19 protein-coding genes and 2 tRNA genes are annotated in these 24,655 nt (G+C 41.9%); 12 read left to right on the top strand and 9 right to left on the bottom strand.

What is annotated here, in order from left to right:
- Positions 1 to 397 precede the first annotated feature (397 nt).
- Positions 398 to 1,030, top strand: coding sequence for a GNAT family N-acetyltransferase (locus tag ACFFRD_RS24675; protein WP_392478076.1), 633 nt, complete (start codon positions 398 to 400; stop codon positions 1,028 to 1,030).
- Between the two features lie 605 nt (positions 1,031 to 1,635).
- A complete protein-coding gene (locus tag ACFFRD_RS24670; protein ID WP_114084552.1) occupies positions 1,636 to 2,190 on the top strand; it encodes a hypothetical protein in 555 nt (184 codons plus the stop codon).
- 8 nt (positions 2,191 to 2,198) lie between these two features.
- Here ACFFRD_RS24670 and ACFFRD_RS24665 read toward each other — a convergent pair whose 3' ends face one another.
- From ACFFRD_RS24665 to ACFFRD_RS24650, 4 genes are all read right to left on the bottom strand, one after another.
- On the bottom strand, positions 2,199 to 3,344 hold the full coding sequence (locus ACFFRD_RS24665; protein ID WP_392483161.1) for a histidinol-phosphate transaminase: 1,146 nt from the start codon (positions 3,342 to 3,344) through the stop codon (positions 2,199 to 2,201).
- Between the two features lie 120 nt (positions 3,345 to 3,464).
- A complete protein-coding gene (locus ACFFRD_RS24660; protein WP_392478074.1) occupies positions 3,465 to 4,100 on the bottom strand; it encodes a YqiA/YcfP family alpha/beta fold hydrolase in 636 nt (211 codons plus the stop codon).
- Positions 4,101 to 4,205: 105 nt separating this feature from the next.
- Positions 4,206 to 5,582 carry a glutathione-disulfide reductase gene (gene gor, locus ACFFRD_RS24655; RefSeq protein ID WP_392478073.1) on the bottom strand — a complete coding sequence of 459 codons (1,377 nt, stop codon included), beginning with the start codon at positions 5,580 to 5,582 and terminating at the stop codon, positions 4,206 to 4,208.
- A 326-nt stretch (positions 5,583 to 5,908) separates the two neighbouring features.
- Positions 5,909 to 7,543, bottom strand: coding sequence for a FecR domain-containing protein (locus ACFFRD_RS24650; protein ID WP_392478072.1), 1,635 nt, complete (start codon positions 7,541 to 7,543; stop codon positions 5,909 to 5,911).
- 542 nt (positions 7,544 to 8,085) lie between these two features.
- Between ACFFRD_RS24650 and ACFFRD_RS24645 the strand changes: the two genes are divergently transcribed.
- On the top strand, positions 8,086 to 9,387 hold the full coding sequence (locus ACFFRD_RS24645; RefSeq protein WP_392478070.1) for a hypothetical protein: 1,302 nt from the start codon (positions 8,086 to 8,088) through the stop codon (positions 9,385 to 9,387).
- An 82-nt stretch (positions 9,388 to 9,469) separates the two neighbouring features.
- Here the strand turns inward: ACFFRD_RS24645 and ACFFRD_RS24640 are convergent, their stop codons facing one another.
- Positions 9,470 to 10,291: a sulfurtransferase gene (locus ACFFRD_RS24640; protein ID WP_392478069.1), complete on the bottom strand. Its 822-nt coding sequence runs from the start codon at positions 10,289 to 10,291 to the stop codon at positions 9,470 to 9,472.
- A gap of 26 nt (positions 10,292 to 10,317) precedes the next feature.
- On the opposite strand from ACFFRD_RS24640, the gene ACFFRD_RS24635 reads away from it, so the two are divergent.
- The 4 genes from ACFFRD_RS24635 to ACFFRD_RS24620 all read left to right on the top strand — a co-directional run bounded on the left by ACFFRD_RS24635 (position 10,318) and on the right by ACFFRD_RS24620 (position 15,253).
- Positions 10,318 to 11,241: a tRNA (5-methylaminomethyl-2-thiouridine)(34)-methyltransferase MnmD gene (locus ACFFRD_RS24635; RefSeq protein WP_392478067.1), complete on the top strand. Its 924-nt coding sequence runs from the start codon at positions 10,318 to 10,320 to the stop codon at positions 11,239 to 11,241.
- A gap of 715 nt (positions 11,242 to 11,956) precedes the next feature.
- Positions 11,957 to 13,186, top strand: coding sequence for an HD domain-containing phosphohydrolase (locus ACFFRD_RS24630; protein ID WP_392478065.1), 1,230 nt, complete (start codon positions 11,957 to 11,959; stop codon positions 13,184 to 13,186).
- A 153-nt stretch (positions 13,187 to 13,339) separates the two neighbouring features.
- Positions 13,340 to 14,719 carry a bifunctional UDP-N-acetylglucosamine diphosphorylase/glucosamine-1-phosphate N-acetyltransferase GlmU gene (glmU, locus tag ACFFRD_RS24625; protein ID WP_392478064.1) on the top strand — a complete coding sequence of 460 codons (1,380 nt, stop codon included), beginning with the start codon at positions 13,340 to 13,342 and terminating at the stop codon, positions 14,717 to 14,719.
- Between the two features lie 111 nt (positions 14,720 to 14,830).
- Positions 14,831 to 15,253, top strand: a complete 423-nt coding sequence (locus ACFFRD_RS24620; protein ID WP_392478062.1) for a DUF29 family protein — start codon at positions 14,831 to 14,833, stop codon at positions 15,251 to 15,253.
- On the opposite strand, the gene ACFFRD_RS24615 is transcribed toward ACFFRD_RS24620, so the two are convergent.
- From ACFFRD_RS24615 to ACFFRD_RS24605, 3 genes are all read right to left on the bottom strand, one after another.
- Positions 15,244 to 16,197 (bottom strand): isoaspartyl peptidase/L-asparaginase, encoded by a 954-nt coding sequence (locus ACFFRD_RS24615; protein WP_114085902.1) that lies wholly within the window; start codon positions 16,195 to 16,197, stop codon positions 15,244 to 15,246. The two genes, ACFFRD_RS24620 and ACFFRD_RS24615, sit on opposite strands and share 10 nt — an antisense overlap.
- The gene (locus ACFFRD_RS24610) at positions 16,197 to 16,391 is read right to left on the bottom strand and encodes a DUF2256 domain-containing protein (RefSeq protein WP_012407669.1); all 195 of its coding nucleotides are present in this window, start codon (positions 16,389 to 16,391) and stop codon (positions 16,197 to 16,199) included. The genes ACFFRD_RS24615 and ACFFRD_RS24610 overlap by 1 nt, the downstream gene beginning before the upstream one ends.
- 205 nt (positions 16,392 to 16,596) lie before the next feature.
- Positions 16,597 to 19,518, bottom strand: coding sequence for a GAF domain-containing protein (locus ACFFRD_RS24605; protein WP_392478059.1), 2,922 nt, complete (start codon positions 19,516 to 19,518; stop codon positions 16,597 to 16,599).
- Between the two features lie 285 nt (positions 19,519 to 19,803).
- On the opposite strand from ACFFRD_RS24605, the gene ACFFRD_RS24600 reads away from it, so the two are divergent.
- Positions 19,804 to 19,995 carry a DUF6887 family protein gene (locus tag ACFFRD_RS24600; protein WP_392478058.1) on the top strand — a complete coding sequence of 64 codons (192 nt, stop codon included), beginning with the start codon at positions 19,804 to 19,806 and terminating at the stop codon, positions 19,993 to 19,995.
- A 28-nt stretch (positions 19,996 to 20,023) separates the two neighbouring features.
- Entirely contained in the window at positions 20,024 to 21,154 is a 1,131-nt protein-coding gene (locus ACFFRD_RS24595) for a quinone-dependent dihydroorotate dehydrogenase (RefSeq protein ID WP_392478057.1), read from the top strand.
- A 55-nt stretch (positions 21,155 to 21,209) separates the two neighbouring features.
- Here ACFFRD_RS24595 and ACFFRD_RS24590 read toward each other — a convergent pair whose 3' ends face one another.
- The gene (locus ACFFRD_RS24590; protein WP_114085898.1) at positions 21,210 to 21,941 is read right to left on the bottom strand and encodes a hypothetical protein; all 732 of its coding nucleotides are present in this window, start codon (positions 21,939 to 21,941) and stop codon (positions 21,210 to 21,212) included.
- A 520-nt stretch (positions 21,942 to 22,461) separates the two neighbouring features.
- Between ACFFRD_RS24590 and ACFFRD_RS24585 the strand changes: the two genes are divergently transcribed.
- The 3 genes from ACFFRD_RS24585 (at position 22,462) to ACFFRD_RS24575 (ending at position 24,396) form a co-directional block, all read left to right on the top strand.
- Positions 22,462 to 22,591: transfer RNA gene (locus ACFFRD_RS24585), tRNA-OTHER, on the top strand.
- A gap of 44 nt (positions 22,592 to 22,635) precedes the next feature.
- Positions 22,636 to 22,757, top strand: a tRNA-OTHER gene (locus ACFFRD_RS24580).
- A 37-nt stretch (positions 22,758 to 22,794) separates the two neighbouring features.
- A complete protein-coding gene (locus tag ACFFRD_RS24575) occupies positions 22,795 to 24,396 on the top strand; it encodes a TROVE domain-containing protein (RefSeq protein WP_392478055.1) in 1,602 nt (533 codons plus the stop codon).
- The last annotated feature ends 259 nt before the right edge of the window (positions 24,397 to 24,655 follow it).

The raw sequence follows: 24,655 nt of genomic DNA, 5'->3' as shown, positions 1-24,655 counted from the left end.
ACACCTAAAGATGGTTTACAACTAAAGTTTGTTGTTAGTGTACTTACTTAACAACTTTATAGGTAATGCCTACAGGTAAGTTATGCTATACATCTACCCATTAACCTAAATCTGTACGATTTACAGATGTTTTTGTGGTAAACAGAGTGATATACTCCCTATCTCAAGCAAGGGATGCATCTAAATCCTACTGAACTTAAGATTCTAGCTTTATGAAGCTGTAACTTCTAAGACTCTTTCAAAAAGACGGACTATAAAGCCCCAAACTAAAGTGTAAAACTTTGTATGCTTATAAGCAAAAGCAAATGAGCAGTCTTAGGTCAGTTCAATCTACTGGGAATATATAAAGTTTTTATGCGGTTAAAAGGGTGTTTGAGGATATTTGAGAAAATTTTCGTTGAATAAAATCAATACTAAACTAGCCTTGAAATATCGGTCTTTTCATCCATACCAGCAACAGCCAATCGATCCAGCTTGCTGCGAATTTCAGATTCGTACAGCTACACCTACTGATTTGATCGGTGTTTCCCAAATTATTGCTGAAAGCTTTCACTCCCAAAAAGGTATGTGGGGATGGGCTTTTCCATTGTTACGTCTGGGTATTTACGAAGACTTAAGGCATCGGATGACATCACCTCCACCCCGTCATGTTTGTTTAGTCGCCTTAGAAGCTAACAATGGTGGGGCTAATAACTTAGTAGGAAGTGTGGAACTGGGTGTACGTTACAGCGATTCGTGGGGCCAGGCTGGCATAGGTTTTCCTTACTTATCTAATTTAGCGGTTCACCCAAAATACCGTAGACATGGCGTGGCTTCAGGGTTACTGACTAGCTGTGAAAAAGTTTCCCGCGAATGGGGATTTCAAGACTTATATCTTCACGTTTTGGAAAATAATCATCAGGCAAGGCAACTTTATTTTAAGGTGGGATATCGGGTACATAAAGTGGAATCGAATTGGAATACATTTTTATTAGGACGCTCAAGCCAGATGTTATTGCACAAGCATCTGAGTGCTAATTTCAGTATCTGAATTTTTGTAAATTTTTATTTTCTAATTTAGTTTGGAGAAAATCTATCACCAATATCGGCAACCAAAGTATAAATTAACCTAATTAAAAAATTAGCCAATATTAGCTAAATGGGTTGATATGTATAGCTTTAGATAATTGGTTTAAGTAGATTTTATTGAGATTTTTCGTGGATATTTTTATTATTTATTTTAATAAAAATATAAGATTGAAAAAAGTTACCCAAATAATTAAGTGTTACAATTTGTCTGTTTTAACTTGTCATTAAATAACAACTATTTTATATAGATAGAATAAATGGATTACAATAGAATTTAGCTGTACAAATACCTTATTAAATAAGCGATCCCTCATAATAACTTTGTAATTAAGATATTCGTCTTTATAAAAACTTTAATAAAACACTCTCTAAATTTGGCGACAAATCTGGTTATATCTCATAAAATATGATCACTCAATTACTAAGCAATGTGTATTTATTACTATCTTAGTGAAATTGGCCAAAAGACTCTTGATAATAAAAGAATTCAAAAATCTGATTTGACATCAAAGCTAGTTACTTTTTGAAGTGCATACTACTACCAAATTCGTTGAAAGTTTAAAAAACATGGATAGCGAACAGCATCGACGCTATCAAATCTCTATGGTATCAACTTATTACCCTAAAACTAGTTTCCTTGACTCTGTTGTCATGCCAGATGGAACTGAGCAATCGCAAGGCTCGGATATCCTTACACGTTTACACAGTGGAGAAGTTTTCATCGTCAATAGTCGTAGACGGAATGGATTAATTCTCTTTAAACGCTACCATGCAGAGTTTGCTGGGCCTGGGGCTGCTGTGGGTGGGGATTACGACTGTGATTGCCAAAGGGCACTGCCCATAGGTAATCTGTCTTTATTAACTCCCGATTCTAATGAAGAACGGCAGAAAGCTTACTTGATTAGACGGCAGTGGATTCGATTGATCAAACAAATTACAGAAAACCCAATACCTGGGCAGCGAGTTCAGAAAATTCTCGATCAATTTGAACAATACTTTCCACCAGAAATAGTAGCTCTTTTGCCGGATGTTGCTTTTGCTCTTTTGGTAGGTGTGCTGCCACAAACGGTAGGATTAGTACGTCGTTTGGGCAGTGAGATGGATAGCCGATTTAATTATTGAGTGAATTGCTAAAATTCCAAATCTTCTAAAGCAGCTTGGACTCTAGTAACCGTGCGTGCGTTTTCCTCTATTGTCCCAACAGTAATTCGTAATCCTCCGCTAATGTGTCGTACAAGAGTGCCGAGTTTTCTAAGTTTCTGGTGGAAAGTTTTTAGCACAGCATCTTGTGAATTTAAGCCATTGGGTTTAAGGCGTAGGTAAATAAAATTAGCAGAGCTTGCGGTAATTTGTAGTTCTAGTTGTTGGGATAAAATTTCGATGAGTTTGGATCGTTCACTCAAGGTTTGGGGAATTGACTCTAGTAAGAGGGTGCGGTTTTGTAAAGCAACTAATGCTGCTGCTATGGAAAAGCTGGGAAGATTGTAAGGTAAGCGAACTTTTTCTAAAATGGCGATCGCTTCGGGATGAGCGACGCAATAACCAACACGGAGAGATGCCAATCGGAAAGCTTTAGAAAAAGTGCGTAATATTATCCAGTTGGGGCGCTGTGCTAATTCACCTACTAGGGTAGTTTGACTGAATTCAAAGTAAGCTTCATCAATTACTACCAAAATATGCTCGCTCAGACTTTTTAACCATGCCAACTCTGCCGTCGTCAAGCTATTGGCAGTCGGCGAATTGGGATGTACTACGAAAACTACGCGAATGGGGGGATTTTGAGTTTGTTCGATCGCAGACTGTGCGGCTTTTAAGTCAATTTCAAAATTTGTTTCGTTTCTACCCACCGTTACGACAGGAATTCCCAAAGTTTGTGCCAAAATTCCGTACATAGAGAAAGTAGGATTGGCAACGAGAATTGAACCTTCTTTTCCTAAACAAGTCGCAATTAATAAAGAGCGGATTAGTTCATCAGAACCATTTCCAACAGAAATATTGGCAGCAGTATTGGATAGTGGGAGGGCGGCTGATTCATTGACGTATTCTGCGATCGCATCCTTAAGAGTTTCATGTCCACCATCAGGATAACGATTTGTTTCAATTACTTGCTGATATGTCCAGGCTAGCTTCTCTTTTAACTCAGGTGGTAAATCGTAGGGGCTTTCATTTGTATCCAGGCGATCAAACTGTGTGGGGACAGAATCGGCTGTATCACTGCTGGGATGGGGTTTATAGGCGGTAAATTGGGCTAAATCTGACCGGATGAAGGGAAGCATAATTTTAGTCATTAGTCATTAGTCATTGGTCATTTGTCATTTGTCATTTGTCGTTAGTAATTAAACAAAGGACAAATGACTAAGGACATTAGTTATATGAGAGTCTAATATTTTATAACCTCAAGGTAAATGGCAAAAGAGACGAATTGCCTGCCAAATTTCTTCCATAACATCACCCAAGGCATGGTCACTGTCGAGTTCGACTAACTCCACCCAAGAACGGCAACGCACAAAGTCTCGACTAGCTTCGATGGGAATAACTTCATCATTTTTTCCATGCAAAATTAGGGTGGGTATAGAACGTTGCAAAAATTTTTCTTGGTATTGGGCAGCATCTATAACGAAATCGTAACTTAAAGGAATTGATCGCTCCTCTGCATAGTGGTAGACCATGATATATTTTTCTTCCTGCCAACGCTGTACTTCTTCATCGCCTAGTTTGGGCAACCAATGGGATAAAAATCCAAAAGCTGGTGCTAGCAGCACAAGGCGTTCTACTTGTAAATATTGCTGTCCCAAGTGTGCAGCGGTCAAACCACCTAAACTTGAGCCAATCAGGGTTACTGGTGTAGAATCATTACTAAATTCTGCGGCAACTTGAGCGATCTGACGAGTGATTGTCAACTGTGAAAAATCGCCAGCATTGAGATCGGGGATTTTGAGCTTCGTTTGAATTTTGGCAAAGCGATCGCCTATATCCCACGCTTTGGCAGAATTAGGACTGGAAGCGAAACCGTGAAGATATATATATTGCAAAGCTGTAAATAGTTAGGAGTTAGGGCTAATAAGTTAAGAATTTTAAGTTATGAGGTTTTTTATTCAACCTATAACTCATAACTCTTAACTCCTAACTCTTTCTTATTACCGCATTGTGACAAATTCTTCGGCTGAGGAGGGATGGATACCAACGGTGGCATCAAAGTCTTTTTTAGTTGCGCCCATCTTTACAGCGATCGCTACACCTTGGATAATCTCAGCTGAACTATCACCAACCATGTGAGCGCCTAGCACTTTGTCAGTGTTGCTATCAACTACCAACTTCATCATTGTCTTCTCTTGCTTCCCAGGCAAACTATAGTACATGGGGCGAAAGCGAGTGCGAAAAATTGTTACCGCATCACCGAGTTTTTCCCGTGCTTCGGCTTCTGTCAAGCCTACTGTTGCGGCTTCTGGGTTAGAAAATATGGCTGTGGGAACAGTTTCATGACTGAATTCGCGGCGATTATTGCCAAACTCACTATCAGCAAAAGCTCGTCCTTCACCAATGGCGACGGGAGTTAAATTGATTCGGTCAGTGACATCGCCAACGGCAAAGATATTCGGTTGATTAGTTTGACTATATTTATTGACTGCGATCGCACTTGTGGTCGGATATCCAGGCCCTTCGATAGAACTAGCGACAACATCAACTCCAGCGTTTTCTAAACCTAGTCCATCTACATTGGGAGTTCGACCAGTCGCCACTAAAAATACGTCCGCGATTATTGGTTCTTGGTCTTTCCCAGATAAAGTAAGTTTAAACCCTTCCGTCACACGTTCAACTGTTTTTACCACATTATTCTTAATCAGCCGAATTCCGTGGTTTGTCATCCCCTCTTCAATTTCTGTGCGGACATCTTCATCAAACCCATTCAAAATCTTTTCACCTCTGGTAATTTGTGTCACTTCAGAACCCAAACCGCGCATAATACAGGCAAATTCTGTGCCGATATAACCAGCGCCAAGAATGACGATATGTTTTGGTTGTTCTTTTAGATGAAAGATTTCGTTAGAGGTAATGCCATATTCCATCCCTGGTAAATCTGGTTTGATAGGACGACCACCAACAGCAATTAAAATTTTGTCTGCTGTCACTTTGCGTCCATCAACTTCTACGGTGTGGGAATCTAGCAATGTGGCGCGACCGGAAAATAGTTCTACTCCGGCTTTTTCTAAGAAGTTTATGTGTAGTTGCGATAGTCGCCGAACTTCCTTATCTATAGATGTAATGAAATATTCCCAATCCAACTCAGCATTACCGACTTTCCAACCATAGCCTGAAGCTTCATTAAATAGTGCGGGAAAGTGAGAAGCATAGACCATAAGTTTTTTGGGAACGCAACCGCGAATCACACAAGTCCCACCAACTAAATCATATTCAGCGATCGCCACTTTTGCCCCATAGCTAGCCGCCCGTTTGGAAGCCGCCAAGCCTCCAGAACCCGCACCAATTACAAATAGGTCGTAATCAAAAGTCATAAATTTATGTTCTCTCTAGCAAAAAGTTAGTTACTGGGAACTTACACACAGAATGTCATTGAACTATATAAGGATATCCGGTGAACCCTGTGTAAGTCCTATCCTTGATTTAATCTAGCGTTAGCAGATGTTCTCTGGTCGTAGGGAATATCACTTTTTGCTTTGGTTGCTGTAGAGTCAGTCACTAAAATTGTTCTTGCTTAGGTGTCGGTTATAAGTCTGTGCTACTGCATTGGAGCAGCTAAGTTGTACAGGACTTACGCAAAATTATGATAAAAAGAACCGCGTTTGCAGAGAGTCTTGTACCCCGGATTAGCAGTTTTGTTTTATGTGCTTGGAGAGCCATTTGGGGTTACAGGTGTTGTCTCTGTCGGAGTCGGGGTTACAGGTGTTGTCTCTGTCGGAGTCGGGGTTACAGGTGTTGTCTCTGTCGGAGTCGGGGTTACAGGTGTTGTCTCTGTCGGAGTCGGGGTTACAGGTGTTGTCTCTGTCGGGGTTGGGGTTACAGGTGTTGTCTCTGTCGGGGTTGGGGTTACAGGTGTTGTCTCTGTCGGGGTTGGGGTTACAGGTGTTGTCTCTGTTGGAGTCGGGGTTACAGGTGTTGTCTCTGTCGGGGTTGGGGTTACAGGTGTTGTCTCTGTCGGGGTTGGGGTTACAGGTGTTGTCTCTATTGGAGTCGGGGTTACAGGTGTTGTCTCTGTTGGAGTCGGGGTTACAGGTGTTGTCTCTGTCGGGGTTGGGGTTACAGGTGTTGTCTCTATTGGAGTCGGGGTTACAGGTGTTGTCTCTGTCGGGGTTGGGGTTACAGGTGTTGTCTCTATTGGAGTCGGGGTTAAAGGTGTTGTCTCTATTGGGGTTGGGGTTACAGGTGTAGTTGAAGTGTCAGGTTTTGTTGTAGTTGAAGTGTCAGGTTTTGTTGTAGTTGAAGTGTCAGGTTTTGTTGTAGTTGAAGTGTCAGGTTTTGTTGTAGTTGAAGTGTCAGGTTTTGTTGTAGTTGAAGTGTCAGGTTTTGTTGTAGTTGAAGTGTCAGGTTTTGTTGTAGTTGAAGTGTCAGGTTTTGTTGTAGCTGAATTGTCAGGTTTTGTTGTAGTTGAGGTGTTAGGTTTTGTTGTAGTTGAGGTGTTAGGTTTTGTTGTAGTTGAAGTGTCAGGTTTTGTTGTAGCTGAGGTATCAGGTTTTGTTGTAGCTGAGGTATCAGGTGTAGGAGTTAGTTGCACAAAAGAGGGATTTTCAATTACTCCCTCACCTTTTATCGGTGGCTGTGCTTTCAAAGCCGCAGCAGTTTCGGCTTGAACACTGGTGATTGCAGGATCAGGCGTAGGCACAGGACTTTGCCTGTTCAAATCAAGTTCCCGAACTAGTTGGCTCGTTTCATAAAAATTTCTCAGATCAAAATCATATAACCTTTCAAACTTTCCTTTAACTATAATCACCATTTGCCCTGCTTCTAGCACCTTAGTTTCAGAAGCTTCTTTGTTAGAAACTTCAATGCCACTATTTGTTAGCGCACCCACAATCGTGGTGTCTGTTTGTTGGTTGTAACGTACAAATAATGCTGAACCACGAATTGCTGCTGCTGCATTTGGTGTTTGTATACGTGTTTGCCCCTGTCCTGGTGGGATGAGTAGCAAGACAGTCCCATTTGAAAGTTTAAAGTCACGTGTCTTCGGCAAAAATTGAAATAACGCCTGTTCTCCAACTCGTGCCAGAGAGCCATCATTGAAACGCAAATCTGCTAGGGAAGCTCGACCAGTTGCCACCCCGTCCCCAGGAGTCATTGCGTCTAATTTACGTGCAGGACGTTTCTTTAGCTTATCTTTGGGTATCAGTTGTACTATGTTGCGGAGATCCTGAATCTCTGCTCGCGTTAGAGGAGTTATGGCACTTACCCTATTTGGCAAAGGCAGTACTATAACTCCCCATAAACCAATCACCAATAGTGGAAATGATTTATAAAACATAGTTTGATAATGTGTGAACTTCAACTAATACCAAAAAACTTAAAGATTAAAACTGCTGATAGTTGTTGTAACGATTTATTTATTAAAATTATCTTTGTTTTTAGTCTAAGTCTAAATTTGATAGACAAAAATGAACCATTTGTTTAGTTTATTTAAGTTTTTATCCTTAAGTTGACATTATATACAATAAAGCCTGCTGCAAATTTCAAAGTTAGTACTTGATATCAATAATTAAATGAAAAATATCTTACATATTATCGATTCTCATCAGATCAATTACAGGGACTAGAAGTTGTTAGGGATGTGTTGTGAAGTAACTCTAGGACGATATTTCACTAAAATTGAGCAGAATGGCTTGTACCGGATTATCTCAGATTTGCAAAAAAATCTAAGATGATCCGAAAATTAGCAATATCAGTTTGTAGTTTCAGTATATACTTACAAGGTTAAGATAAATGCACTCAATTGTATTTTCTGAGTCGGAACTTCTGATACAGCTTGTGGGTCTACATTGGCCAAATGCGATCAACGCAATCTAACAGATGCGACTCAAAAACTGGAAGAATTTGTTTTTTTGTATCTTGTTAGCGTCCAGTGGTGGAAGCTGGTGTTGCATTAGAGTAGATGCGGCAGAATCTGTAAATACAGGGATTTGGCGTTCTAAAAATTTAGCAAGCACACAGGTAACTGATCAGCTATGTCAGAAGTTTCAGCAGAGAGTAATTAACTCTTTGTGCCAGCAGTCGAGTGAGTCACAAACTTTAGATTCCCAGATACCGTTAAATCTGGCACAGCAAACACCCGCAACTACACAAACAGATCAAGACCCAACTGAAGAATTTAGGAATACTCAAAAGCAAAATGACCCGCCACCGCTAGAATCGCAGCCAAGTGTTTTGCCTACATCTCCTTCAGATTCAAAAGAGGAACTATTAAATACACCTGATATAAATTATTCTCAAAGACTAGAGAGGCTAATAGAGCTTCTACGATCGCCAAAATCATCTCCTGAGCCTGATAGCGATCGCGAATTGGGGTTACGCATACGGTTACGACCCCTAGAATTGCCTCCTCTTCCACCGATAGAACAACCCGTACCTAAGTTTAAACCCATAGGTTATCTACAGGGTCGTGTCGGTTACTTCCAAACGACTAATATTTTCTCCTCAGATGATAGTCCCATAGAAGATGGTTTAATTATTTCTGGACTGACCCTAACCTCTGCATATTTACCTTTGGGATCTAAGACTTTTTTAAACGGCTCAATAGATGGCAATCTCATTCGTTATATAAATCAGTCACAATACCATTACAACCAGCTAAGATTTAATCTCAGTGTTTACCAGCAGCTATCCCAGCGAATGTATGGAGAACTCAGTTGGAGTAATCAACAGCTATTTTATGCTAATAGCAGCGATCGCTTGGATAGCTTCAAAGCAGGCGATCGTTTTTTAAATGAGAATTCTCTACAACTATCTTTGGGACGGCGAGATCCATTAACTCCAAAATTAACCCTAGACACCTTTTATGAATTAAGTATAAATTTTGCTGACCCCCAAAGTCGCGATCGGATAATCAATTCTTTTTGGGTGTCTCTAAACTACTACTTGCAAGAACCTCTCCAGGTTGGTATTGACTACCAGGTGAACTTCTCAGACTTTACACAGCGTGATCGAGAAGACCAATTCCATCGGATATTTGGGCACTTAAATTACCGAATATCCGATACCACATATATGAATGTACAGGCTGGAATGAGTTTAGGCAGTTCAACCGCCGAAAACATTGATTTTGATGGCTGGTTCTTCAGTATTAATTACTATTTGCAATTAGGTCGGTTTTGAAATTAGTCCTTTGTCAAAAAACAATGACCAATGACAAAAAACAATGACAAATGACAAATGACAAATGACCAATGACAAATGACTATAAATAAGAAATCCAATCACTCCAGCTACCAGCATAAAGTTTACCTTTGTTAATGCCAGCTAATTCTAAAGAAAGTAAATTTACGCAAGCAGTAACACCAGAACCGCAATAAACCAAGATTTCTTCGGCTGTTTCTAGCTGTTCCCACCGACGGCGTTGTTCCTCTTGAGGAAGTAGGTAGCCGGAAGAGTCTGTAATTTCTTGCCAAGGATAGTTGACTGCACCAGGAATATGTCCGGCAATTTTATCAATTGGCTCTCGTTCACCTCGATAGCGATCGCTTTCTCTCGAATCTACCAATACTACCTTGTGGCTATCTTTCCGGGTTTTCACTACATTAATATCCACCACTTTTTCTGGTTGTAGTTCAGCTACAAACGTACCGATCTGAGGTTGAGGAATGACATCCGTAACTGGATAACCAGCTTTTTGCCATCCAGTAAAGCCTCCATCTAGTACCGCAACTTGCTCATGTCCGAGATAGCGTAACAGCCACCATAAACGAGATGCAAAAGCAAAACGCGAATCATCATAAGCTACCACCAGAGTTTTTTGGTAATTTACCCCAATTGCTGCAAATTTGTTAGCAATATCATTGGGTTCAGGTAAAGGATGTCTCCCGCCATGCTTACCCACTGGACTGGAAAGATCCTGATTTAAATCTAGGTAATATGACCCTTTAATATGGCTTGTTTGGTACTGTTGTTGTCCTAGTTGTGGATCGGCTAAAGAAAAGCGACAATCAACAATAACAACTTGCGGATCTTCTAGATGTTCAAATAGCCAAGCTGGTGAAATAACAAATTGGTTATTGGGCATTGGTCATTATTCAGTTTTTTTGTAAGATGTCAGACTTAGAAAATTTTACACCTAAGCTCACAGCAGATGGTTCTTTCACCTTTGTCTCTGACGATTTTGGTGAATCCTTTCATAGCCATTATGGAGCGAAGCAGGAGAGTTTTTTCAAGTTTGTGGAACCTACTCAACTGGCTACAGTTGCTCAAAAACCAGTTTTGCGACTATTGGATATTTGTTATGGTCTAGGATACAACACAGCTGCTGCTTTGCAGACAATTTGGGCAGTGAATCCCAGTTGTTTTGTTGAAGTAATCGGTTTAGAACTGAATCCGGCAGTGCCACAAGGTGCGATCGCTCATCACTTGTTCGACAATTGGAACTGTAGCTATATTGAAATCTTGTCCCAGCTAGCTTTTGAGCATCAAGTGCAAACAGATCGCCTGAAAGCAAAGCTACTAATTGGTGATGCTAGAACTACGATCGCGCTAGTACATCAATTGGATTTCTCGGCAGATGCAATTTTCCTTGATCCCTTTTCGCCACCACAGTGTCCCCAATTATGGACTGTTGAATTTATTAAACAACTCTCATTGTGTCTACATCAAGATGGTTTATTAGCCACCTATTCTTGTTCTGCTGCTGTACGCACAGCACTTTTGTCTGCTGGTTTAGCGATCGCTTCTACCCCACCCGTAGGCAGGCGATCGCCTGGTACTGTGGCAGCACATTCTGCAAGTAATGAGTCTCAAAACCGCTCAATACTTACTCCCCTCTCGCAAGTCGAAAAAGAACACTTATTAACTCGTGCTGCTATTCCCTATCGCGATCCTGGATTGAGCGATTCAACCGAAGTCATAATGATGCGGCGACAACAAGAGCAACAAGCTTCTTCACTCGAACCTACCTCACGTTGGCAAAAAAGGTGGCTATTGGGAACACAAGGCAGGGATTTTATGGGAAGTAATTTGTAGTTGCGATATTTACGATAGTTACGCCTACGCAATTACAAACTATTTCTTCAACCCTTAATTTTTAAAACATCCTCTAAGCTCGACTTTATCCAAAATTAAGAATTCGGTTTTCTTTATCCAACAAAAACTTTGGCTTTTTGGCAAATACTTTTTCCGCATCACAAATTATCGATTAACTTAAAAAAGTAAAACGACAGTCCCACAGAGGTTTCAACGATAGTGTTCGTGCAATTACTCCGCAGAAGTATCGCATTGCGAAAAAAATGGATAAAGTCGAGCTTAGAGCCAAATAAATTTAATTTATGATAGTATATAATTTTACATTCTCTCCAGCAGTCTTTGGGTATTGCAATAACTGAGTAAGTAAAAATATGTATACTTAATCATTACTATAAGACTTCTAACTAAAAACCCTCAACTTTGATATAAAGTAACCAAATACAGGACTTTCTGGCGCTATTTTTATTTAAAAATATCCGTGAAAAGCCTGATTTAACAATTGTGAAAATTTATCATACTGGAATTAGAAGCAAAAAATTTGACAATAAGACATTCATTGTTCATAAGATAAAATATACATGCTGCGAAAAAGTCAGATAGGCAGCTTGAAATAATGCGTAATCCCTATGAAAACTCTAGCTCAGATACATTCAGATATTAAATTTCTTTTTCAAATCTGACACTGTTAACTTGTGCAAAAACTTGGAGTGCCTTTGTGATTCAATGGAAATCCAACCATACAGGCTTTACAGAACAAATTGTTAGTGAGTCAAACCCCATTAGCACAGTAAAGAGTATTGGTTCAAATCATGTTGTAGGATCGCAGAATAATGTGGAGGCTTATTCTTTAGGCTTATCTCAGGAAGACCTGATGCTTGAAGATAGCCAAGCAGTATCTTCTTGGATAAAACCTGATATTAATTGTGGTGATGATTCATTGGTCTCTAGAACACTACAAGTCAAAGGTTCTAAAGTGAATGGGTTTGATTTAGATCCGCCGAAGGTTTTAGTAGTTGACGATCATGCCGCCAGTCGGATGACTGCTGTTGCCCTCTTGGGGATGGAAGGATACGAAGTCATTGAGGCAGACAGAGGTTCTACTGTTGTAGGATTGGTAACTCAAAAACAACCAGATTTGATTTTGCTGGATGTGATGATGCCAGGAATGGATGGATTTGAAGTTTGCCAATTGCTGAAACAGGATGAGCAGACTAGGCTAATCCCAGTGATTTTTATTACAGCGTTAAATGACAGGCGATCGCGGATTCGGGGAATTGAAGTTGGGGCAGATGATTTTCTCACCAAACCTTTTGATCGTGTAGAGTTGGCGGCACGTGTGAAGTCCTTGGTACGGCAGAAGCGTCTGAACGAAGATTTAGACCATGCCGAACAAGTATTATTTTCCATTGCTATGTCGATTGAAAGCCGCGATCCTAATACAGGCAACCATTGTGAACGCCTGGTAAAACTAGGACAACTTTTTGGTGAATACCTCAACCTCTCACGCTACCAAATTCGAGATTTGATGTGGGGTGGTTATCTCCACGATATCGGTAAGGTGGGTATTCCCGATGCTGTGCTGCTGAAAAAAGAACAACTCACCGCCAAAGATTGGGAGGTAATGAAGCAGCACGTTTTGATTGGAGAAAAAATCTGCCAGCCACTACGCAGTATGCGGGGTGTAATTCCTATTATTCGTCATCATCACGAACGCTGGGATGGTTCAGGCTACCCTGATGCACTCAAGGGGGATGATATTCCCTATCTGGCACAAGTATTTCAATTAATTGATATTTATGATGCTTTAAGTAGTGAACGACCTTACAAAATAGCCTATACCACAGAAGAAGCACTTTCAGTGATGCTAGAAGAAGCTAATTCTGGTTGGCGTAATCCCAAACTAATGCAGCAATTTGCACAGTTTATTCGATGCTGTCAGGAATAGGGGTATTTGTAGCTACCCTAATGAGCAAAAATTGGTATAATCCTGACTCATTGTATATTTCAGTCTTCTATGATTAGCTTGGTATGATTTGAGCCTACATCTTAAAGTACCAACAGCATTAATCATAATTTCACTGATAGCTGATAGCTAATTATGGTAGTTGTAGCAATTCTAGCGGCGGGACGCGGCACACGGATGAAATCACGCTTACCCAAGGTTTTACATTCTTTGGGTGGGCGATCGCTAGTCGAGAGAGTTATCGAAAGTGTAGAACCACTTTCGCCCTCACGACGAATCGTAATTGTCGGGTATCAGTCCGAAGAAGTGCAAACCGCCATGCATTCAATTCCCAACTTGGAGTTTGTCGAACAGACTGTACAACTGGGAACAGGTCATGCCATCCAGCAATTACTTCCACACTTGGAAGATTACACAGGGGATTTGCTGATACTTAACGGCGATTTACCGTTGATACGCAGTGAAACTCTCCAGCAGATGTTACAAACTCACGCCCAAAATCAGAATGCTGCCACCATTCTTACCTCGCACTTACCAGACCCCACGGGCTACGGGCGAGTTTTTTGTAACGATGAAAATATTGTGCAGCAAATGGTCGAACACAAAGATTGTACTGCTGCTCAAAGACAAAATCAGCGGATTAACGCTGGAGTTTACTGCTTCCGTTGGCCAGATTTGGCAAAGGTGCTTCCCCACCTTCAGGCAAACAATGCCCAAAAAGAATACTATCTCACTGATGCCGTCACTCAGGTGGGACAAGTGATGGCAGTGAATGTGGAAGATAACCAAGAAATTCTCGGCATCAACGATCGCCTGCAACTGGCAACAGCCTACGAGATTTTGCAAAAACGAGTCAAGGAAAAATGGATGCTAGCGGGTGTCACCCTCATCGACCCCACAAGCATTACCATTGATGAAACTGTGAAATTACAGCCCGATGTAATTATTGAACCCCAAACTCACCTGCGGGGAAATACGGTAATTAAAACCGGAAGTCACATTGGGCCCGGAAGTTTAATTGAAAATAGTCAGTTGGCTGAAAATGTCACGGTGCAGTACTCAGTGGTGACAGATAGTACTGTGCAGGCGGGAAGCCGAATTGGCCCTTATGCTCATTTGCGCGGTCACGTAGAAGTCGGTGCTGGTTGCCGTGTGGGGAATTTTGTGGAATTAAAAAATACCCAATTAGGCGATCGCACGAATGCAGCACATTTGTCATATATAGGTGATACCATCGTCGGCAATCAGGTGAATATTGGTGCCGGTACAATTACTGCCAATTATGACGGCGTGAAGAAACACCGTACAAAAATAGGCGATCGCACCAAAACTGGAGCCAATAGCGTTTTAGTTGCTCCAATCACCTTGGGAGATGATGTTTACATTGCAGCTGGTTCTACCGTCACAGAAGATGTGCCTAATGATTCTCTGGTGATTGCCCGTAGTCGTCAGGTGGTGAAACCAGCTTGGCAAAGGAAAAGTGTTGAAAATGAAACCAAAGATCAACATAAATAATTCATCGGTGTTAATCACGGTTGATCTATGGTTTGAGAGCATAAACCAGGATTTTTGCAAGATGTCTAATCTAGCTAGATTAGTAGTGAAGCCAAAATCTCAAAAAATAACATGGAAGAACTGCTAGAACTTAGGCAATTTCTAGAACAAGGCAAAATCCATGAGGCTTTGCTGTTGGTGGATGAGTTAGAAGAAATGAGCCTCAGTGACAAAATCAATAAAATTGATAGTTATGGTGTAATTCTGCTCATCCATTTAATTAAACAAAAGGCTGAAAAACGTTCGACTCGCTCTTGGGATGTTTCGATAGAAAATACAGTGCGTGAAATCAACAAAATAAACAAGCGCCGCAAATCCGGTGGTTATTACTTGAATCAGGCAGAATTAATGGATATTCTGCAACAAGGATATCAAGTGGCACTGAAAAGAGCGGCGCTAGAAGCTTTTGAAGGGCGTTATGAAGCCCAAGAATTGGCTGCAATGGTTGACCAGGAAGAAATCTTAACTCAGGCGCTAGAATTTATTCAACAATAGCCAATCAATTCACTATCATTCCATTCCAAAGTGTCACCAATTTTTTCGCCGTCATGGTAGGCGGCGAGTAAGATTTCGCTAGTTTTTCCCCAAGCGATCGCTCCACTAGCATCTAAAGCGATCGCTCCTAAATCTCGTTTATTCTGGTGTGCTTCTCCAAAGGAACGCTGCATAGCCTCCTTCAGGGACATCCCATCAGTGACACGTACTACAATCCGGGGAGCTAAACACTCATCGATGATATCTTCCCCAATGCCAGTACAGCTAACACCAGCATTATTAGTAGCATAATTACCTGCTGGCATCGCAGAATCACTTACCCTTCCAATTCGCTCAAATCCCTTACCACCAGTAGAAGTGCCAGCAGCTAGCCTACCAGAGACATCTAAAGCTACTACGCCAATGGTTCCGCGTCCAGCATTGCTGGTTTCTAGCAGTTCGGGTTCTGCTATCACGCCAGCCATTGTGCTTTTAAAATTATCCTGGCGCTCTTGCATCCACTCTTGTAATCGCAAATCAGTTAAAGCGTTATAGCTGGGAAGTTGCATTTCTCGCGCCAACTCAGCCGATCCGAAATCTGATAGCACTCGGTCTGGCGAGTTTTGTAAAAATTGTGCTAACTCAATGGGATTTTTCACCCGCGAAATATTAATTACACCACTAAACCGCCCTAATGCCCCATCCATTAGGGAAGCACTCATACGGATTTGACCATCAGATTGTAGTACTGAACCAGTACCAGCATTAAAGCGGGGGTTATCTTCGAGCATTTGGCAACCCTGCACCACCGCCTCAGAAGCAGTTGCTCCTGACAATAGCAGAGAATAGACTTCTTCTATTACTGTATGGAGCGATCGGCGCACGGTCTCTAATCCGCCTTTACCGTGGAGAGAACTACCAGCTCCCCCATGAATAATTAATTTAGGTTGCACCTGTAACTCCATTAATCCCCTGCGCTATTTGCGTCTGTGTTGCGATTAGTTTCATTTTGAGCTTCAGAACGGCGACGACGACAACGTTCTGAGCAGTATTTCACATCGTCCCAGCAATCTTGCCATTTTTTACGCCATGTAAAAGGACGTTGACATACCGGACAAATTTTTGTAGGTAGGTCAGATTTAGAACGAACACGCCCCATATAAATGCTGTGTATATGAGAATTTGATTTCTGAGAGAGATGGAAGATAATTATAACCAGTTTGCTATGAAGGGAGAATACTTTCGGAGAACAAATGTTATGTCAATCTATCGTGAGACTTATTTTTTGGGTATATGCTACTGTAGGTAATTTGCTTCGGCTTCCGAGTAACTTTTTTAAGTAAAGAGAGATTTTGAAAAAAATACTAAGAATCATGACCAATTAACGGCAACAGCAAGCGGCTAACTACCCGATTATCTGGTAATTGATAAAAATTCAACTCTCCCCCTAGTTCCTGCATGAGGTTTTGGCAGATTAGCAGATGTAAAGCTGGGGGTTGGTCGAGGTTGGTGGGAGCAAGCACATCTTTGGGTGTATTGTCATGTAGTTCTGTTAGTAGCTGTGGTTCGATCGCACCGTTGTATGTAATCGACAGTTCCAGCGATGTCTGTTGACCCCCTCCACTTGTAGAAGAATACTTTGCCTCCGAGGGTTTTGACGCATCTAAACGACGACACCAAATGTCAATTCTGCCGCCAATTGGAGAACGGTTACAGGCAGTAACCAATAATTCATGGATAACTAATTCAATTTTGACAATATCACCAGCGATCGCCATTGCAGATTGAGAGCTAGAAGTAGGAACGCCTCTGGCTAATGGAGAATTCTTTGCTGATTCTTGCTCCTCAATTGTTTGTCCCAAGCCATGTACACCAATCCACAGCTTTTGTTGTTTGAGTAAATTGTCGATGCGTTCGAGCGATCGCTTCAGTAAACTAGCTATGGGCATAGTTTCCCAACTGATATGTAGCTGCCAGTTCTCAAGTTTTAGCATTCCACTCATGGAGGTGGCTGTGTGGTCTAATTGTCTTAGCAATAGCTGGTAGCGCATCTGAGTCAGTTCATTCGCAGGAGTACCCAAATCATGTATTTGTTTCAGGGATAGTGCCGTTATTCTTTGGATTTCCTCTAGGCGACGATGTTTGTACCAGTTGAGTTGTCGTAATTCCTCTGTTGTGGATTCTAAAAGTCGGTTAATTTGCTTTTGACGACGCCACCAAGCTAATTGAGAAATCAGAGTTGCGATCGCATTCAGGTTTTGTTGTGACCAGCGACGCTCTTGATAGTCTGCTAATAACACTACACCTGTGATTTCATAATCAGCATTGGTGCGTAATGCCATCACCAAAATTTGACCTTTATCTGGAGTATTCAACCATTTTCGAGTTTCCGAGGGTAAATTATCCACCTTCAAAGTTAGGTAGTTCTCCGTAACCAGTGCCCACTGAATTAAGGCTTCAGACTGGATAGGAATAGAGGCATCGGAAAAAATCCCAAATTGACTATTTTCAATTACTCCAGGAATAATTTCTGCCAAATTTTCACCAGGCGACCAGGATAGCAGTAACGCCAGGGGACAACCCAGAATTGATGCTATTTGTTCGAGTGCTGTATGTTCTAAATGCTTTTTATTGACCTCAACTTTGCTGTTCTGGGTTTGTGTCAAGATATTTAAGCATTGCTCAAACGCCTGGGAAGTTTTTTGCTGCTGGGTAGTGCGGTTGTGTAATTGCCACTGACGAACAATCACACCTATCTGTTGACTAACAGCCCACAGTAACTCTTTTTCGAGAGTTGTCCAAGAACGATAGGTTTCGTGAGTGATGACCAAAAGTGCTGCTGGGATATGACCGTTAGTACATTTACAAATAAGTAGCGATCGCACTCCACTTTCTAGTAAAGAGGGCCGCCAGTTAAAAAAGCGTAAATCTTCATCTAAATTCTCAATCTCCACCGCTTCAGTTGAACGTTGCAAAAGCTGTCCATCTAATTCTTTGAGAGTATTCAGGCTAAATGTCAACGGTCGGCGATTTTGAGGCTGACTTTGGTAAATAAATTGATAATTATTCTGTTCAGGATCGTACTGCAACAGCAAAAAACGGGTGGCTGTTAGTCGAGCTAAAACTTTTTTAGCGCAGCTGTGTAAGGTTTCCTGAAGGTCATGTTCGCTATAGATACCTTGGGCAACTTGACTAGTCAGTTGGGCATCTTCTTGAATCTGTTTAATAGTGCTTTCCATATTTTCGTTAGGTGCAATCAGGGAGATTAAACCAGCTACACCCTGAACAAAATTTTTGTCTGCCTCCGTCCATATTCGAGGTTCATTGCTTTCCACCGCCAGAAAACCGAGCAAGTTCTTTTGCCAGATTATTGGAGCGGCCAGGAGCGATCGCACTTTCAGCTTTTGCAGTAATTTTGCCGTAAAATGGCTTTTCAAAGAACTGCGGGCATCACCAATTGAAACAATTTGGTTCACTGCTAAAGCATAATAAAAGTCACTCAAGTCTTGTACAGTCATTCCCGCAGCTTGCTGAGTGCTGGAATTGCGATCGATTTTGACAAGCTGATTGCTCATCCGACACCAAAAGTAGCGTCCTTCCCGCTCAAACCAGTAAACATTTGTCCGGCTAGGAGAAATAAATTTATGAGTTGCTTGCACCCCTGCTTCCAGCCTTTGATTAAGGTTATTCAGGGTGCGTAAATTTTCAAGCAATTCTAATAATGGCTCATCGGTTCGCTTGGTTTGTTTTTGCTGCTTATGTATCTCCTGTTGATAAAGCAATGCCCCCAATTCACCTAAAACCATCATCAAACGTGCTTTTGCTTCCCCTGTCAGTAAATAGCCCCAGCGTTCTGAACCCAGTAACAGCAAACCTAAGCAACGGTCTTTATAGCGAATTGGTAAAAGAATCGTTCCTTGGATCTGCAATTTTTCAGCGATTTTGCGCCATTCGGCGGCGCGAATTTCAGTTTGTAAATCAGCTATGCCCAAGGGATGCTGTTCAATCACCACTTGCTCTAATAAATCCCCAGGACTGAGAACAACCTTTTGGTATAAAAAGCTTGTGTCACGATCCGGTGAAATACCGCCTTTGCCGAATAATATGTGATTCAGGCGATCGTAAAGAGCAATCCAAATCAGTTTGTAGTCAAACTGTTCTTTAAGATAAGAAATAGTAGTTTCAATCAGAACGTCAACATCATCTTCTTCTCTGAGGCTCTGGAGGACGCGCCCCAAAGAGAGGATCTGCTGTTCGGCGGCTATAGGTTTTTGCGGCTGCCCCATCTGATTTATTGGTTAACATAACTTGTAATATATAAGATGCCCAGAAAACCACCCTGAGTAATATCGCCATAAGTGTTTAATATTGAACCAGAACAGCTTAATAGGCGGTTATGTACCCACAAGTACCTATAGCAAAACAAACCGTTGAATTTTTCTTAGTTTGCGTCAGATTAAGTAATTTACCTTAAACAGCAAGAAGGCTCACACTGAACCCTACGGATTCAGTTTTGAGATGAATTGCGCGTGAGTTGACGACAGCCTTCTGAACGGGAAAGTGAGGTTTTTATGACCGATAGAAATCTTGCTGCAATGAGCAGAGAACAATTAAGAGACTACGTGAAAAAACATCCACAAGACCAGGCCGCTTTCCAAACGTACATGGACAGACTACAAAATGAACCTGGTATTGAAATAACTTCAATGGATCAATTTGAGCAGCTACTCCGCGAGAGAATTAGACAATCTCAAAAGGAATGATCTGCGCTAGTTCCAAAAATCAAAGCTAATGGATATTTATAAATTTGCAATTAGTCCGCTTTTGTTCAATGTGGTCAAAACAGACCCGGAATGGTTACACCAGCAGACGATTCGCAGTTTTAGCTGGCTTTCACAAACCCCTGCTAGTTGGGCAAACCAACGCTTACAAAAATCTTTATGTCTGTACGATTCACGCCTAGAACAAAATTTATTTGGGCTAAACTTCCCAAATCCAGTAGGATTAGCAGCTGGGTTCGACAAGGATGGAGTCGCTGCTGGTATTTGGTCTAATCTGGGTTTTGGTTTTGCAGAACTAGGAACTGTAACTTTTCACGCACAACCAGGAAATCCGCGTCCCCGTTTGTTTCGCTTGCCGTTGGATAAAGCCGCTCTCAATCGGATGGGCTTTAATAATCTTGGTGCAGCAGCAATGGCGGCCCGTTTGGCACAGGAAAAACAGCAGTCTACCAACTTAATACCCATAGGGATAAATTTGGGTAAATCTAAGATAACTCCCCTAGAAGAAGCCGCACAAGATTATCTCGATAGTTTTCGCTTACTCAAGGATTTGGGAGATTATTTTGTTGTTAATGTCTCTTCCCCTAATACGCCGGGGTTGCGATCGCTCCAAGATGCTTCTATGCTCAGTGCCATCTTGAATTTATTGCAACAAGAAAACGCTACACATAAACCAATTTTTGTCAAGATAGCGCCAGATTTAGAATGGGAAGCGATCACTGACATTATCTCTTTGGCTAAAACCTACCAACTGGCGGGAATTATTGCAACTAACACCACCATCCGCCGTGATGGACTGAAAACCCAGGTGATTAACCAAACAGGCAAATCACCTCAAGAAGAAGCTGGCGGAATTAGCGGTGAACCATTGCGCGATCGCTCCACTGAGGTAATTCGTTTTATTTGGCAGCAAACCCAAGGAGAAATCCCAATTATTGGCGTTGGTGGCATTTTTTCCCCAGAGGATGCTTGGGAAAAAATTACTGCTGGTGCTAGCTTGATCCAGGTTTATACCGGCTGGATTTACGAAGGCCCACTGATGGTACGCCGGATTCTAGCAGGCTTGCTTTCCAAGCTAGAACAAAGCGGATTCAATTCCATCAAAGAAGCTGTGGGCTTAGAAGTAAAAAGTAAAAAGTAAAAACCAAACCTTTAAAGTTTTTTCTTTTGCCTTTTGCCTTTTAACTTTTGCCTTCTTATTCCTCTTCTACTGGGAAAAACTCTTTAGTTTTTTCTGAGTATGACCAGGCAATACCATCAGGATCTTTACTGCGACTCCATTCAGGAAACTCTGGATCGTTTCGTCGTTTATAAACTGTGCTGGAATAGACATTTAGTCGTTTGGCAAGTTCAGATTGGATCAGAGAGCCAAAAATTAACTGTTTTTCCAGCGATCGTTTAGCTTCCTCATGGGTTAGGGTTGGCTGTGGTATTGATTCGGTTTCTGTTTCTTCCTCCTCAAGTGTTGTTGGTGGTGGTGCTAAGAGCGATCGCGCAGTTTTAGTAACTGGTTGAGCCGGAAGTTCTTTGACAGGCTCACTACTGTCAAGAATATTGCCGAGAATGCTGGCAGTTATAAAGTAATAAGACTGTCCCGCTTCTTCGGAATTCACTATACTGGCACCAAATTCCGAGGCTTTACCATCCAAGTAGCGTTTTGCCGTTGTTCCGGGAAAATTGCCCTTGATTGCCAAATCCATAGGCGTAAGTCTGCCCTGATTTTCTCGAACCAACTGATGAAAAATTGGGTTAACTCGTATAGTCCACTGTTGCCATTGATATTCCTGCCAAATCTTGAAGCCAATTCCCAGCACAATTAGCGCTAGCAAAATCCTCCAGGTAGCAACCAGGAAAATAATCAAAAACGAGATGGGCAAAAGTAGAACGAGAAAAGCCTTGCCGTTGTCTTCTATGGGTTTTTCACTCATGCCGATTTTTGCCAAGTGAATTTGTGGAAATAATATTATATATATTGGCAAAAATTGTGACACTTTTTTGTATCTTTTGGCAAAGTTGCGGCAAACTTGCCGGCAAAACCTTTACCTTGTAGGTGTTATAGCCTATTGAAACTGGAACTTCTCTTATTGGTCTGCGATGCCTACGGCGGTAAACTACGCGCAAAAGTTTTTACCCAGAGAAAAAAGAAGGCTTTTAACTCAACCAACAACTCTATAAATTTAAATTGTCAGTCCCTTGACAACAGATAATACATATACTACATTAATAATACAAGTCAACTTTCATCAGAGAGTTAACTTGCGCCAGTAGCGGATAGCTCAAATGACAGAGCGCCCACCTTGCCCGGAAGGGCCTACGTATCAAGGGTTATCGTATATAACTTAAACACCCTCGATCAAACTTCTGGAGGTGTAGGTAAAAATCCTACTTCGCTACACCAAATTCAGTACTGAGTCACGAATTTTAAATGTTTAACTAATAACTTTATATGTGGTGGGTAGCTCAGTGGATAGAGCGCCTAAATATCCTTATTCACCCCTTGCCTGAAAAGGCCGACGAATCGAGGGTTATCGCCTGCCAAGCGGGAGGTCGCGGGTTCAATTCCCGCTCCACTACACCAAATCTAGTGCTGAAATTTTTAACTTTTAATTTTTAATTTTTATGTGGCGGGTAGCTCAGAGGTAGAGCGCTAAACATCCTTTTTCACCCCTTGCCTGCAAAGGCCGACGAATTAGGGTTATCGAATAGGGTTCGAGAGGTCGCGGGTTCGATTCCCGCTTCGCCACCTTTCATTTTTGCCCGCGAGGGCCGGGAGATGAAGCGATGAATTACAATTTTTTCACTAAAAATAAGACTAAAACACCCCAAAATCAGCCTATCCCCGGACGAGAAGCAGAAATGGTTCAGGGACGCTCCGGCGGCTGGATGTTTGATGCTGGCATTTGGAAAATGCTGCGTCGCTGTCTTTTGGTTGGCACAGCAAAAAGCACTTACTACGCTGGTAAACAGGAATTAACTGAGGATTTTGTAACAGTTGTAAGACTTGCTGTTGCCGAAAATCCCGGTCGTGTAGCGGAAGAAATTTTGTATGCTAGCGATGGACGCGCCATCAATAACAGTGCGCCTATCTTAGCTTTGGTGCTGCTGTCGATGGGTGAAACACCAGAAGCAAAACAGGCTTTTGGTGAAATCTTCCCGCAAGTTGTTCGCACTGGTAGCCACTTCTACGAATGGCTCAACTACACCAAATCTCTGCGGGGATTTGGTAAAGTCGTGCGGGAAGCTGGTAAAACTTGGCTCTCAAGGGAAGATGTCAAGGGTTTAGCTTATCAACTGTTGAAATATCAACAGCGTCAAGGCTTTTCCCACCGAGATGCCTTGCGGTTGTTCCATGTCAAACCGCCTACAGAAAATCACCGTCAACTATTTGAGTGGGTAGTTAGAGGCTGGGAAGAATTGCCAACAGACATTCCCTCAGAGGCGTTAGCGCAGATTTGGTGGTACGAATGGCTGAAGCGGAATCCCACCCAAACCCATGAAGCTATTTCTCAAGGACGCTTAACCCACGAAATGGCTGCACCTGTGGGCAAAATGGACAAGCTTGCTTGGCAGTTGCTATTTCAGGAAATGCCAATAAGTGCAATGTTACGTAACCTGGGTTCTTTAACTGAACTAGGTGTGTTGCGAGCCGATGAAAGCGACAATTTGCTGCGAGTGGAAGCAGTTCTTAATCGCAGAGAACATCTGCGTAAAGGTCGCATCCATCCGATTGATGTTTTGAAAGCACTTAAGACTTATAAATCTGGTGGAACATTAGGACGCAGTAAAAAGACCTGGAATCCAGTTCCTCGGATTGTGGACATTTTAGAAAAGGCAGTTGAACTGTCTTTTGATGTTGTGCAACCCACAGGTAAAGTGTTCATGCACGCCGTGGACATTTCTAGTTCTATGGGTGGCTTGGTTGCAGATATGGGGCTGAGTTGTTGTGAAATTGCCACCACAATGGCACTGGTGACAGCAAAAGCAGAGAAAAACTATACGATTCGCGGCTTTTCTACCGAATTCCGTGAATTAGGTATCAGTGCCAAAGATAGTTTTAGTTCTGCGGTTCGCAAAGCTAGCAACCAAAACTTCGGTGGAACAGATGCGTCTGTAGCTTACGACTGGATGATTAAGAATAAGTTCAAAGCTGATGTAGTCTGCTTCTGGACTGACTCGGAAAGCTGGGCCGGGTATAAGCATCCAAGTCAAGCGCTGAAGGAGTACCGGAAAAAGGTAAATCCAAAAGTCAAGGCGGTGTATGTCACATTGACACCTTACCAAATTACTTTGGTAGATCCTGAAGATTCGCTATCTTGGGATTTGGCAGGGTTCGACCCAGGTACACCTCGGATCATCCAGATGCTAGCTACAGGTGAATTGTAGATATTGCTGAAGGGTAAAGGATGAAAAACTTTATCCTTCATACTTCATGGCGGGTTATCCTTATTCGCAACTTGCTTTTCGGGGCCGAAGAATTAGGGTTATCGGTTACGTCTCCACCATTGTGGGGATTAGCGGGTTCAAACCCCGCACCCGCCTTTGTTTGATTTAGGATTTATGCAAATAAGAAGGCGATTTAATTTTTGAATGGTCGTTTTTCTATTTCAGCGATGGGTAAGAGTAGGGTGTCTTCGATGTGCGA

Origin of the sequence: Nostoc sp. C110 (assembly GCF_043099725.1) — a bacterium.
Lineage (GTDB): Bacteria > Cyanobacteriota > Cyanobacteriia > Cyanobacteriales > Nostocaceae > Nostoc > Nostoc muscorum_A.
The sequence above is the reverse complement of the archived record's forward strand: the minus strand, read 5'-3'. Positions and strand labels throughout refer to the sequence as shown.

What these genes read in the sequence shown, in the direction of transcription:
- ACFFRD_RS24665 (WP_392483161.1), bottom strand. Translation starts at nt 3,344, where the DNA reads ATGCTTCCCTTCATCCGGTCAGATTTAGCCCAATTTACCGCCTATAAA.
- ACFFRD_RS24605 (WP_392478059.1), bottom strand. Translation starts at nt 19,518, where the DNA reads ATGGGGCAGCCGCAAAAACCTATAGCCGCCGAACAGCAGATCCTCTCT.
- glmU (WP_392478064.1), top strand. Translation starts at nt 13,340, where the DNA reads ATGGTAGTTGTAGCAATTCTAGCGGCGGGACGCGGCACACGGATGAAA.
- ACFFRD_RS24615 (WP_114085902.1), bottom strand. Translation starts at nt 16,197, where the DNA reads ATGGAGTTACAGGTGCAACCTAAATTAATTATTCATGGGGGAGCTGGT.
- ACFFRD_RS24670 (WP_114084552.1), top strand. Translation starts at nt 1,636, where the DNA reads ATGGATAGCGAACAGCATCGACGCTATCAAATCTCTATGGTATCAACT.
- ACFFRD_RS24590 (WP_114085898.1), bottom strand. Translation starts at nt 21,941, where the DNA reads ATGAGTGAAAAACCCATAGAAGACAACGGCAAGGCTTTTCTCGTTCTA.
- ACFFRD_RS24595 (WP_392478057.1), top strand. Translation starts at nt 20,024, where the DNA reads ATGGATATTTATAAATTTGCAATTAGTCCGCTTTTGTTCAATGTGGTC.
- ACFFRD_RS24620 (WP_392478062.1), top strand. Translation starts at nt 14,831, where the DNA reads ATGGAAGAACTGCTAGAACTTAGGCAATTTCTAGAACAAGGCAAAATC.
- ACFFRD_RS24640 (WP_392478069.1), bottom strand. Translation starts at nt 10,291, where the DNA reads ATGCCCAATAACCAATTTGTTATTTCACCAGCTTGGCTATTTGAACAT.
- ACFFRD_RS24645 (WP_392478070.1), top strand. Translation starts at nt 8,086, where the DNA reads ATGCGACTCAAAAACTGGAAGAATTTGTTTTTTTGTATCTTGTTAGCG.
- gor (WP_392478073.1), bottom strand. Translation starts at nt 5,582, where the DNA reads ATGACTTTTGATTACGACCTATTTGTAATTGGTGCGGGTTCTGGAGGC.
- ACFFRD_RS24600 (WP_392478058.1), top strand. Translation starts at nt 19,804, where the DNA reads ATGACCGATAGAAATCTTGCTGCAATGAGCAGAGAACAATTAAGAGAC.
- ACFFRD_RS24650 (WP_392478072.1), bottom strand. Translation starts at nt 7,543, where the DNA reads ATGTTTTATAAATCATTTCCACTATTGGTGATTGGTTTATGGGGAGTT.
- ACFFRD_RS24610 (WP_012407669.1), bottom strand. Translation starts at nt 16,391, where the DNA reads ATGGGGCGTGTTCGTTCTAAATCTGACCTACCTACAAAAATTTGTCCG.
- ACFFRD_RS24635 (WP_392478067.1), top strand. Translation starts at nt 10,318, where the DNA reads ATGTCAGACTTAGAAAATTTTACACCTAAGCTCACAGCAGATGGTTCT.
- ACFFRD_RS24575 (WP_392478055.1), top strand. Translation starts at nt 22,795, where the DNA reads ATGAATTACAATTTTTTCACTAAAAATAAGACTAAAACACCCCAAAAT.